Annotated in this window: 10 protein-coding genes; 8 read left to right on the top strand and 2 right to left on the bottom strand. The window is 38.9% G+C overall.

The window, feature by feature from the left end; genetic code table 11:
• Positions 1-17: 17 nt before the first annotated feature.
• The 4 genes from EL215_RS05040 to EL215_RS05055 all read left to right on the top strand — a co-directional run bounded on the left by EL215_RS05040 (position 18) and on the right by EL215_RS05055 (position 5,731).
• Positions 18-650 (top strand): BamJ family beta-barrel-assembly machinery protein, encoded by a 633-nt coding sequence (locus tag EL215_RS05040; protein WP_005696813.1) that lies wholly within the window; start codon positions 18-20, stop codon positions 648-650.
• Between the two features lie 157 nt (positions 651-807).
• A complete protein-coding gene (locus EL215_RS05045; RefSeq protein ID WP_126470615.1) occupies positions 808-1,389 on the top strand; it encodes a TetR/AcrR family transcriptional regulator in 582 nt (193 codons plus the stop codon).
• Positions 1,390-1,416: 27 nt separating this feature from the next.
• A complete protein-coding gene (locus tag EL215_RS05050; RefSeq protein ID WP_126470617.1) occupies positions 1,417-2,613 on the top strand; it encodes a multidrug efflux RND transporter periplasmic adaptor subunit AcrA in 1,197 nt (398 codons plus the stop codon).
• A gap of 13 nt (positions 2,614-2,626) precedes the next feature.
• The gene (locus tag EL215_RS05055) at positions 2,627-5,731 is read left to right on the top strand and encodes a multidrug efflux RND transporter permease subunit AcrB (RefSeq protein WP_126470619.1); all 3,105 of its coding nucleotides are present in this window, start codon (positions 2,627-2,629) and stop codon (positions 5,729-5,731) included.
• 127 nt (positions 5,732-5,858) lie between these two features.
• Here EL215_RS05055 and EL215_RS05060 read toward each other — a convergent pair whose 3' ends face one another.
• A complete protein-coding gene (locus tag EL215_RS05060; protein WP_126470621.1) occupies positions 5,859-6,638 on the bottom strand; it encodes a M48 family metallopeptidase in 780 nt (259 codons plus the stop codon).
• 124 nt (positions 6,639-6,762) lie between these two features.
• Here EL215_RS05060 and mtr point away from each other — a divergent pair, with 124 nt between their 5' ends.
• The 4 genes from mtr (at position 6,763) to tsf (ending at position 10,734) form a co-directional block, all read left to right on the top strand.
• On the top strand, positions 6,763-8,019 hold the full coding sequence (gene mtr, locus EL215_RS05065; RefSeq protein ID WP_126470623.1) for a tryptophan permease: 1,257 nt from the start codon (positions 6,763-6,765) through the stop codon (positions 8,017-8,019).
• 65 nt (positions 8,020-8,084) lie between these two features.
• Positions 8,085-8,858, top strand: coding sequence for a class I SAM-dependent methyltransferase (locus EL215_RS05070; RefSeq protein ID WP_126470625.1), 774 nt, complete (start codon positions 8,085-8,087; stop codon positions 8,856-8,858).
• Between the two features lie 169 nt (positions 8,859-9,027).
• Positions 9,028-9,750: a 30S ribosomal protein S2 gene (gene rpsB, locus EL215_RS05075; RefSeq protein WP_005637300.1), complete on the top strand. Its 723-nt coding sequence runs from the start codon at positions 9,028-9,030 to the stop codon at positions 9,748-9,750.
• Positions 9,751-9,882: 132 nt separating this feature from the next.
• Entirely contained in the window at positions 9,883-10,734 is an 852-nt protein-coding gene (gene tsf, locus EL215_RS05080) for a translation elongation factor Ts (protein WP_005631243.1), read from the top strand.
• A gap of 72 nt (positions 10,735-10,806) precedes the next feature.
• Here the strand turns inward: tsf and EL215_RS05085 are convergent, their stop codons facing one another.
• Positions 10,807-12,366 (bottom strand): phosphoethanolamine transferase, encoded by a 1,560-nt coding sequence (locus tag EL215_RS05085; RefSeq protein WP_126470627.1) that lies wholly within the window; start codon positions 12,364-12,366, stop codon positions 10,807-10,809.
• Between the last annotated feature and the right edge of the window lie 22 nt (positions 12,367-12,388).

Consider the following 12,388-nt stretch of genomic DNA (forward strand, 5'->3'; position numbering starts at 1 on the left):
TAACAAAGGGAAAAACAATGACAGCTCAAATTTTTGAACAAGTAAAATTAGAAAGTATTTCTGAAAAAGGCAGCTATGGTATCGGTTTACAAATCGGTCAGCAATTAGCTGATAGCCAAATGGATATTTCTGTTGAAGCGGTAGCAAAAGGCATTTTCGATGCGTTGAACCGTAATCAACCTGCATTAGAAATTAATGATTTAATGCATTCTGTTCAAGCACTTCAACAACAAGCGGCTGAAGCACAACAAGCGCAATTTAAAGCGATTGAAGAAGAAGGTAAAAAATTCTTAGAAGAAAACGCGAAAAAAGCAGGCGTAAACGTCACTGACAGCGGTTTACAATACGAAATTTTAACCGAAGGTAACGGTAACAAACCATCTGCAACTGATAAAGTACGTGTTCACTACACAGGTACATTACCAGATGGTACCGTATTCGACAGTTCTGTTGCTCGTGGAACACCGGCTGAATTCCCAGTAAATGGCGTAATTCGTGGTTGGGTTGAAGCATTACAAATGATGCCTGTTGGTTCTAAATGGAAACTCACTATTCCACACGAACTAGCTTACGGTGAACGTGGTGCGGGCGCATCTATCCCACCATTCTCAACCTTAGTGTTTGAAGTCGAATTACTCGATATCCTTTAAAAAGAAAAAAAGTGCGGTTGAAATGATTTAACCGCACTTTTTTTATTTTTAGCTTGCTAAAAAAGTAAAAACTCATAAAATGAACGTTCATTCATTTTTGAATGTTTGTCTTAAATGACCTTTCTCATATATAACCCTAAGAATTTTATTTTTTATTATGCGACAAGCAGAAGAATTTAAGCCAAAGATAGATGTCAGTGAGCAGATCTTTGATGCAACAGATCGTCTAATGGCAAAAGAAGGATTGCATCATCTTTCTATGCATAAGTTAGCCAAGGAGGCTGGTATTGCCGCTGGTACAATTTACCTTTATTTTAAGAGTAAAGATGAGTTATTAGCTCGATTTGCTCGTCGAGTGTTCAATAAGTTTGTAGTGGCGATTGAAGAAGGCTTTGATGAAAACCAATATTTTTTCGAGCAATATAGAAAAATGTGGTGGAATATTTGGCATTTTCTTCAAGAAAATCCAACGATTCTGTTAAACATGAACCAATACCGATCTTTGCCGGAGTTTATTGAAACCTGCAAAGAAATGGAGTATTCGTGTTGGGATCAGTTTTGTCTCAAGGGACAAGCAGCAAATGTGTTGGCTGATTTAGATCCTCATATGTTATTTTTGTTGAGCCTTAAAACTGCAATAGTTTTAGCCTCAGATATCAAATTCCTCGGTACGGCAGTGACCGATGAGATGTTAGAATCTGTCATTGAACGCTCTTGGCGTGCAATTCAGAAGTCGTAATTTTATTGTCTTAATGGAGTTTTCCAAATGAGTGTAACTCAAACTAATAGACCAAAGCGCTCACACATTTTCTTTTTGAAATTAGCGTTAGGCATATTTGTGTTAATTTTTGCTGCAATGATTTTTCTTAATCATATGAAAGCAAAAGGCATAGCTGATTTCTTAGCAAATAAACCTGAAACAGCTTCTCCTGTTACAGCAATGACAGTCAAGCCTTCAGAATGGACGCCGATCATTGAAACAACAGGTCTTGTTCGTCCGAATCAAGGGGCAATGTTAAGTGCGCAAAGCGCTGGAACCGTCTCTAAAGTACTCGTACAAAATGGCCAAAGTGTGAAAAAAGGTGATTTGTTAGTTGAGTTAGATAGCTCAGTTGAGCGTGCCAGTTTGCAAGCTGCGCAAGCTCAAGTGGCATCTTTACGTCAAACTTATCAGCGTTATGCAAACCTTGCTGGTAGCGGGGCTGTTTCTCGTCAAGAGTTAGATAATGCAAAGTCGGCTTATGAAGCACAAGCAGCGAATGTTGAGTCATTAAAAGCGACCATTGAACGTCGTCACATTGTTGCACCATTTGATGGTAAAGCGGGTATCGTGAAAGTGAATGTTGGTCAATATGTTTCAAACGGTACTGAAATAGTGCGAGTGGAAGACCGCTCTTCGATGAAAGTAGATTTTGCAATAGCTCAAAATCAATTAGATAAATTGCATATTGGTCAAAAAGTAACGGCTACAGCAGATGCGCGTAAAGGTGAAACGTTTGCTGCAAAAATTACAGCAATTGAGCCAGCCATTAATTCGTCAACAGGGTTGGTAGATGTTCAAGCAACATTTGAATCAGAAGATGGTACAAAATTATTATCCGGTATGTTTACTCGCTTAAATGTCGCTTTACCAACAGAACATAATCAAATCGTTGTGCCACAAGTCGCAGTTAGCTATAACATGTATGGCGAATCGCTCTATATTTTGACCGCACTTTCTGATGAAGATATTGAGAAATTAGGCGGCGCAGAAAAATCTGCAAATATGTACCGTACAAAATCAATCACTGTATTTACAAAAGATCGTCAAGGCATTTATGCACAATTAAAAGGCGATGAAGTGAAAGTGGGCGATAAAATTGTGACTGGTGGTCAGCAAAACTTAAGTAACGGTGCATTAGTTTCTGTTGCAGATAAAGTGGGCGTGGGTACTGAACAACCTGCGAATAAAACGAATCTTTAATTAGGAAAAGCGAATGAAATTTACCGATATATTTATTCGTCGTCCTGTTTTGGCAGTTTCGATTAGTTTGTTAATCATTATTTTAGGATTACAAGCAATCTCGAAACTAGCTGTGCGCGAATATCCGAAAATGACTACGACGGTGATTACGGTGAGCACGGTTTACCCAGGGGCGGATGCAAACTTAATTCAAGCGTTTGTTACTTCAAAAATTGAAGAAGCGGTAGCACAAGCAGATAATGTGGACTATATGTCTTCAAGCTCTAGCCCAAGTTCTTCAATAGTCACCGTAAAAATGAAATTAAATACGGATCCAAATGCGGCCTTGGCAGATGTGTTAGCCAAAGTTAACTCGGTTCGTTCTGAGTTACCAAGTGGTATTGAAGATCCAACAATTTCTTCATCAACGGGCGGTTCGGGGATTATGTATATTAGTTTCCGTTCTAACAAACTTGATGCTAGCCAAGTAACTGACTATATTCAACGCGTGGTGAAACCACAGTTCTTTACCGTAGAAGGTGTGGCAAGTGTTGATATTTTTGGTGCATCAGAGTATGCACTTCGTGTTTGGTTAGATCCAGAAAAAATGGCGGCTCAGAACCTTTCAGCCACACAAGTTATGTCAGCATTATCGGCGAATAACGTTCAAACGGCGGCGGGTAATGATAACGGCTATTTTGTGACCTATAAAAACAAAGTAGAAACCACGACAAAATCAGTTGAAGAATTAGGTAACTTAATTGTAACGTCTAACGGTGATAAGTTAGTACGTTTACGCGATATTGCCGATATTGAGTTAAATAAATCAAGTGATAGCTCACGGGCGGTGGCCAATGGCGCAGATTCTGTTGTATTAGCGATTAACCCAACCTCATCAGCAAACCCATTAACAGTAGCAGCTAAAGTACGTCCGCTGTATGATAGTATTAAAAATAATCTGCCAGATGCAATTCAATCTGACATCTTATATGACCGTACAATTGCGATTAATAACTCAATTAATGAAGTAATTAAAACGATTGTTGAGGCAACAATAATTGTGTTGGTGGTGATTACCATGTTTATTGGTTCATTCCGTGCCATTTTAATCCCGGTTATCACTATTCCGATTTCATTAATCGGGGTAATTATGTTGCTTCAATCATTTGATTTCTCCATTAACTTGATGACATTGCTCGCATTGATTCTGGCCATCGGTTTGGTGGTGGATGATGCGATTGTTGTATTGGAAAATGTGGATCGACATATAAAATTAGGTGAAACACCATTCCGTGCCGCGATTATTGGTACACGTGAAATTGCTGTTCCCGTTATTTCCATGACCATTGCCTTGATCGCAGTATATTCTCCAATGGCGTTAATGGGCGGTATTACGGGTACGTTGTTTAAAGAGTTTGCTTTAACCCTTGCGGGGGCGGTATTTATTTCAGGTATCGTGGCATTAACACTTTCACCAATGATGACCAGTAAATTGCTGAAATCCAACGAGGCACCAAGTAAATTAGAGCAACGAGTAGAGCATACCCTTGGTAAAGTGAATGCAGCTTATGCGTATGTACTTGATTTGGTGATGGTAAACCGTAAATGTATGTTAATGTTTGCGGCAATTATCTTTGCAACCTTACCGATATTGTTTAAATCCCTTTCGAGTGAATTAACACCAACAGAAGATAAGGGCGCATTTTTGGCAATCGGTTCTGCACCTTCTAATGTGAACGTAGATTATGTGCAAAATGCGATGGCGCCTTATCAAGAGATTTTAACGAATACGCCAGAAGTGCAATTTGCAATGACGATTGCAGGTGCGCCAAGTTCTAACCAATCTTTAAACGTTGTGACTTTAAAAGATTGGAAAGAACGTTCAAAAAGTCAAACAGCTATCATGAATGAATTAAATGCAAAAGCGAAATCCATTCCTGAAGTATCCGTACAAGGTTTCGCATTCCCAGAAATTGATACAGGGGAGCAGGGGCCGCCGATTGGTTTTGTGATCAGTACATCACAAGACTACGGTGATTTAGCAAATGTTGCCGGTAAATTTTTAGAGGATATGCAAAAATCCAGCAAGTTCGTTTATACTAATCTCGATCTTAAATTTGATACTGCTCAAATGCGTATTAAGGTTGATCGTGAAAAAGCGGGGACTTACGGTATTACAATGCAACAAATCAGCCGTACGTTAGGGAGTTTCTTATCTGCCGCAACCATTGAACGTGTGGATATTGACGGCCGTGCTTATAAAATTATTTCCCAAGTAAAACGTGATAACCGTTTATCGCCAGAAAGTTTTAATAAGTATTATATTACTGCAGCAAATGGTACTTCTGTCCCATTAAGTAGCTTAGTGACGGTAACTTTAGAACCTCAACCAAGCTCATTACCGCGTTTTAGTCAGTTAAACTCAGCAGTAATCAGCGCCGTACCGATGCCGGGTACTTCAATTGGTGATGCAATCCAATGGTTGCAAGACAATGCGAAAGATAGCTTGCCACAAGGCTATAACTATGACTTCAAAGGTGAAGCGCGTCAATTAGTACAAGAAGGTAATGCTCTTGCTGTAACGTTCTTACTTGCGGTAGTGATTATTTTCTTAGTCTTGGCGATTCAGTTTGAATCAATTCGCGATCCAATCGTGATTATGATTTCTGTTCCGTTAGCGGTGAGTGGTGCATTGTTAGCCTTAAATGCTTTCGGGTTTATTGGTATTGCCGGAACAACGCTAAATATCTATTCACAGGTTGGTTTGATCACCTTAGTTGGCCTTATCACGAAACACGGTATTTTGATGTGTGAAGTAGCGAAAGAAGAGCAGTTAAATCATGGTAAAACGCGTATTGAAGCGATTACCGAAGCGGCTAAAGTACGTTTACGTCCAATTCTGATGACAACTGCTGCGATGATTGCTGGTCTTGTTCCGTTGCTTTATGCGACAGGTGCGGGTGCGGTATCTCGTTTCAGTATTGGTATTGTTATCGTGGCAGGTTTGGCGATCGGTACATTGTTTACCTTGTTCGTGTTGCCAGTGATCTATTCTTACGTTGCAAGCGAACACAAACCGTTACCAGTGTTTGATGAAAATGTGAAACCAATTGAAGGTCACATTAACGAACAACATTAATTGAAAATACGATAAAAACAAACCGCACGTTGATTTTTCAAGTGCGGTTTTCTTTTAGATATTAAAAAAGCGAACATGATGTTCGCTTTTATTGATGAAAGCGAGGTCGATTTTTAACCGCTTTTATTTAACCATTTTTATTTTTTGCCGCTTTATAAAGCTCCATCGCTTCTGGTAATAAACGTTGCAAGTTTTCTTGGCGAGACTCATCACTCGGGTGAGTGGAGGCTAATACATCGAGAGCACCTCTTGACCCTCCCGACATTTTTGCCATTTTTTGCCACAAACCAGGTGCTACCTGCGGATTATAGCCTGCACGCGACATAAGCATTAAGCCTTCTTCATCAGCTTCTGTTTCAGCACTACGAGAATAAGGTTTATCTAAGGCAAAATCTTTGGTTAAAGAGACGAGATCTGTCATATCTGCTCCCATAAAAACGGATAATGCAGTTCCACCAATGGCTCCAGCAATAGAACTCATCGTACCAAAGTTGGCTTTCGCTTTACCGTGTTCTTTTAAGGCGTGAGACATTTCATGTCCCATGACGACAGCGATTTCATTATCGTTTAGTTGTAACGTATCCACTAAACCTGTATAGAAAGCCATTTTTCCACCAGGCATAGCCCAAGCATTGAGTTCTTTGGATTTAATGACATTAATTTGCCAATTAAACTGTAGACCGGTTTCGTTTGCTTGATTAGCATAAGGTACCATTTGATTAAAGACATGATGAATACGTTTTGCCGTATTTGATGTCGTATCAATTGCCCCTTGTGCACGAATTTTTCCCATTTCTTGTGTATAACTACTTGCTGCTTCTTGATTGATTGAGGCAGAATCCGCACAAGATGTGATAACCGCACTTGCTAATACAGCAAACGCAAAACTTTTGAGTTGTTTTTTCATAAATTATCCTTTTTGTTGAGATGACTGATTATATGAATTTATTGCGTTTTGTCGATACAAAAAGATTGCCTTTTACTTGTGTACTATTATAATAGTGCGAAGCATGTATTTTTTAGGCGGGAGCATGACAACAAAAAAATTACCCTCTTTATTCGGTGGGGCCATGATTATTACAGGTACAGCAATTGGTGCGGGAATGTTGGCTAACCCCACTTCTACAGCCGGAGTATGGTTTATTGGATCGCTTCTTACCTTAATTTACACGTGGTTTTGTATGACTACGTCTGGTTTGATGATTTTAGAAGCTAACTTACATTATCCTACCGGCTCAAGCTTTGACACCATAGTGAAAGATTTGTTAGGAAAAGGTTGGAATATTATCAATGGCCTTTCTGTGGCTTTCGTGTTGTATATTTTAACTTATGCTTATATCACGTCTGGTGGTGGTATTACACAAAACTTGCTTAATCAAGCTTTTGGCTCAGCAGAAAGTGCGGTCGATATTGGACGTACTTCTGGATCCTTAATTTTCTGTTTTATTCTTGCGGCTTTCGTGTGGCTTTCCACTAAAGCTGTGGACCGTTTCACAACTGTATTGATTGTTGGGATGGTAGTCGCTTTCTTCCTTTCTACAGCAGGTTTATTGAGCTCTGTAAAAACAGAAGTATTATTCAATAGTATTGCAGAAGGTGAGCAAACTTATTTACCTTATTTATTGACTGCACTGCCTGTTTGCTTAGTGTCTTTTGGTTTCCATGGAAATGTACCGAGTCTCGTCAAATATTACGATCGTGATGGTAGTCGTGTAATGAAATCAATCTTTATTGGTACGGGCTTAGCCTTAGCGATTTACATCTTATGGCAGCTTGCAGTGCAAGGTAATTTACCGCGTACAGAATTTGCACCTGTGATTGAAAAAGGTGGCGATGTATCAGCATTATTAGAAGCATTACACAAATATATTGAAGTGGAATACATTGCGGTTGTATTGAATTTCTTTGCTTATATGGCTATTGCAACCTCATTCTTAGGGGTAACGTTAGGTTTATTTGATTATATTGCCGATTTATTTAAATTTGATGACAGCGTATTAGGCAGAACAAAAACCACATTGGTAACATTCTTACCTCCACTATTGTTAAGTTTACAATTCCCTTATGGTTTCGTGATTGCCATTGGTTATGCTGGATTAGCTGCAACAATTTGGGCTGCAATCGTGCCAGCACTGCTTGCTAAAGCCAGTCGCCAAAAATTCCCAAATGCGACTTATAAAGTGTATGGCGGTAATTTTATGATTGGTTTTGTGATCTTATTCGGTGTGTTAAATATTGTGGCACAAGTAGGCGCAAACTTAGGATGGTTTGCAAGTTTCGCAGGATAAGTTTTCGCGTTAATATTGTAGGGGCGTATCGAATACGCCCTTTTTAATTTTACATAGGAAACGAGATGAGTAACCAAACGAGCGTTTATGATAAAGAAAACTTCTTTGCGCTTTATCAAAAACTTCGATCTAACCCAATCAGTCTCAATGAAATAGTGGAAAAGCCGACTATGCTTTCCCTGTTACCTGATTTACAAGGAAAAAAATTGCTCGATCTAGGTTGTGGAACTGGCGGACATTTGCAACTCTATTTAGAACGCAATGCGGAGAGAGTAGTAGGAACGGATCTTTCAGCTAAAATGCTAGAGCAAGCTGAACAAGATCTGCAAAAGCGCGGTCAATTTTCTGGACGTTTTTCGTTATATCAGTTACCGATGGAAAAATTAACGGAATTGCCAGAAAGTGATTTTGATGTCATTACCAGCTCTTTTGCTTTTCATTATATTGAAGATTTTCCCGCTTTATTAGTGATGATAGCCAACAAGCTTAAGCCTAACGGCACATTAGTTTTTTCCCAAGAACATCCGATTACGACTTGCCATAAAGAAGGGGAACGCTGGGAAAAAAATGAGCAAAAACAGCAAGTCGCTTATCGTTTAAATCATTATCGTGATGAAGGACTGAGAGAGCGAAATTGGTTTCAACAACCTTTTAAAACGTATCACCGCACGACAGCAACGATTATTAATGATTTAATTGCCGCAGGTTTTCAAATTGAACAAATGGCTGAACCAATGTTAGCCGAGCAGCCACAATGGCATGATGAATTTAAAGATTTGCTGCATCGTCCCCCTTTATTGTTTATTAAAGCAAGAAAAGTGATGAATTTAACAAAATAAACTGGTTTTTGACCGCACTTTATGGTATAAATCGCACCGCTGTTTTTGGGTTTCAAAAGCAGCGTTTTTAATTATTAACAACACACACATATCATTAAGGCTTAATCGGGGTGCCAAACGGTCGATTAGCTGATATGTGGAGGCTCAACCCCAACAAAAGGAAAATATTATGGCACAAGTTTCAATGCGCGACATGATCAACGCGGGCGTACACTTCGGACACCAAACTCGTTACTGGAACCCACAAATGAAACCTTTCATTTTTGGTGCTCGTAACGGTGTTCACATCATCAACTTAGAAAAAACTTTACCTTTATTCAACGAAGCTTTAGCGGAATTAACTCGCATTGCTAGCAACAACGGTAAAGTATTATTCGTTGGTACAAAACGTGCAGCGTCTGAAGCAGTTCAAGCAGCAGCATTAGATTGTCAGCAATATTACGTAAACCACCGTTGGTTAGGTGGTATGTTGACTAACTGGAAAACCGTTCGTCAATCAATTAAACGTTTAAAAGATTTAGAAACTCAATCTCAAGACGGTACTTTTGAAAAATTAACCAAAAAAGAAGCGTTAATGCGTACCCGTGAGATGGAAAAACTTGAATTAAGCCTTGGCGGTATCAAAGATATGGGCGGCTTACCAGATGCGTTATTCGTTATCGGTGCAGACCACGAACATATCGCGGTTAAAGAAGCAAACAACCTAGGTATTCCTGTATTTGCTATCGTTGATACTAACTCAACTCCAGCTGGCGTAGATTTCGTTATCCCAGGTAACGATGATGCGACTCGTGCTATCCAACTTTACGTTTCTGCAGCTGCAGCAGCGGTTAAAGAAGGTCGTGGTAACGAAGCTCAAGTTGCTGAAGAATTAGCAGCTGACGCAGAATAATTTAAGTTTTGCAATAAGGCGAAGCCCTTAATAATCAAACGATTAATTGGCATAGGGGCTAAATTTAGCCCCTATATTTTTATCTAAAAGTGCGGTCAAAATAAATCGTACTTTCGACAGAGGATTTTTAAAATGGCTGAAATCACAGCATCATTAGTAAAAGAACTTCGTGAACGTACCGGTGCCGGTATGATGGAATGTAAAAAAGCATTAGTTGAAGCAAACGGTGATATCGAGTTAGCAATCGACAACATGCGTAAATCTGGTCAAGCTAAAGCAGCTAAAAAAGCAGGCCGTGTTGCAGCTGAAGGTGTTATCCTTGCTCGTGTAGAAAATGGTTTCGGTGTATTAGTTGAAATGAACTGTGAAACTGACTTCGTAGCAAAAGATGCTGGTTTCTTAGGTTTAGCAAACGAAGTAGCTGATTTCGCAGCAGCAAACAAAGGTACTACTATCGAAGCATTACAAGCACAATTTGAAGAAAAACGTGCTGCATTAGTGGCTAAAATCGGTGAGAACATGAACATCCGTCGTGTTGCTTACTTAGATGGTCAAGTTATTGCTCAATACTTACACGGTGCGAAAATCGGTGTGTTAGTTGCGGGTGAAGGTTCTGCTGATGAACTTAAAAAAGTGGCAATGCACGTTGCTGCATCTAAACCAGAATTCGTGAACCCAGAAGATGTACCTGCAGAAGTAGTTGAACACGAGCGTCAAATCCAAATTGATATCGCAGTTAACTCTGGCAAACCAAAAGAGATCGCAGAAAAAATGGTTGAAGGCCGTATGAAGAAATTCACTGGTGAAGTTTCATTAACAGGTCAACCATTCGTTATGGATCCTTCAGTATCTGTAGGAGACTTCTTAAAATCAGTAAACACTTCAGTTTCTAACTTCATCCGTTTAGAAGTAGGTGAAGGTATCGAGAAAAAAGAAGAAGATTTCGCAGCTGAAGTTGCAAAAATCACTGGCGGTAACGCTTAATTTTCTCCATTGAGATATAAAAAAAGCCGATATTCAATATCGGCTTTTTTGTTGTCTTAAATTTGAGATGCTTTATTTCTTTGGACTAATATCGATTGCAGGGTCTGCATCTTTACGATATTTTTCTTCAATCATTTTTTTCAGTCCATAGTCATCTTTGTCAGCTTGTTCAGAGAATAAATCTTCTTCTAATGTGAGCTTCGGATTTTTAATCCCTATCCAATTAGCGATGCCTTCTAAGAAATTCAAACCAGATTTAAAGGTTTTGTATTCCCTGCGCTCGGTATCATCAGATGAAATTTTAAAGAGCGGAATATTATGATGTAATTGGCTGTGACAGTTTTGGTTAAACAAGGTTACACCATGTTTATCATCTTCCTGATGACATAAACCATGATCAGAGAAATAAATCATTGAGAAAGTGCGGTGCGTTTTTTGCTCGTTTTCTTTGAGGGTTTCATACACTTTCTTAATAAAATCATCGGTTTTCTTAATGGATGAAATATAACAATTTAAGTACTCGTTCTTTTTCTCAATGTCATTATCATTGAAAATTTTCGGATAATCTTCAATACGATCGCAAGCAAGAGGGTGTGAACCATAAATGTGTAATACAATAAAGCGTTTACCTTGTGTTGGATCTTCTAAAACTTGGGCGAATTTAGGGATTAAATCAAAATCGCTGTAGTTTGTCGAATTAAAGCTCCCGCCTTTTTTCAAGAAAATAGTTTCATCAGATTTTGATGCAAGCGAAGCAACTGGCGTATCATATTCACCTAAGAAACCTTGATTAGACAGCCAGTAGGTTTTTAGACCAGCAGATTTAATGAGATCTACTAAGCTTAAATCATAGTTGGGTTCCCATTTTTCTTTGTCTGGTAAAGTCAGCATTAAACGTAATGAGGCCACAGTGTTGGTTCCAGCAGATGTCATCCCATCAATAAGAGTGCCATTTGCTGATGACATAAATGGCGTGTCATTAACAGGATAGCCATAAGCGTGTAAGTAGTCTTTTCGCGCACTTTCACCCAAAATAATCACATAATCTTGATATTTGGAATTCTCCAAATTGGATTGTCCCCAGCTGCTTTCTTGTGACATTTTTTTCAATTTTTGCCATTCATCAACGATTTTAACAGTGGAATCAATCGTTTCTTTTAATGGCGCAGCAATCGGCAAGTTATAACCAATAAACAGGGTAGCCAAAGCGATAAATGTTTTATTGTGATAAAATTTCACGCCAAATTTGACCGTACTTTTGTAATGTAAAAAGACTAATAGTGGAATAGCCAATGCGGCTAAATAGCTACTTACTGGAATTTGTAACAGAAACTCTTTAGTTTCCAACATGTCTGTCGCAAGAACAGAAGCAATATATTGATAGCTTGGCGCACCAAAATTTAAGCCTGTCGGCGTATAAATTGCGTGTAAACAAACTAAGGGTAATAAAATAAAATAGAAAGATTTTCGACTGCTGCTTAACAAAATAATGAAAATAGCCGTGAGTAAAATCAGACTAATAGATGGCTCAGGAAACATCCCTGAACCTCGTAAAATCAAATAACCGGCAGCAATGGCACAAGCCAAAGAAAAAAGTGCGGTTAAAATTTGTGAGGTTTTTGAAATCTTCATAAAGTTTACCTATAAAATCAAA

This window comes from Haemophilus parainfluenzae (assembly GCF_900638025.1).
GTDB lineage: Bacteria > Pseudomonadota > Gammaproteobacteria > Enterobacterales > Pasteurellaceae > Haemophilus_D > Haemophilus_D parainfluenzae_J.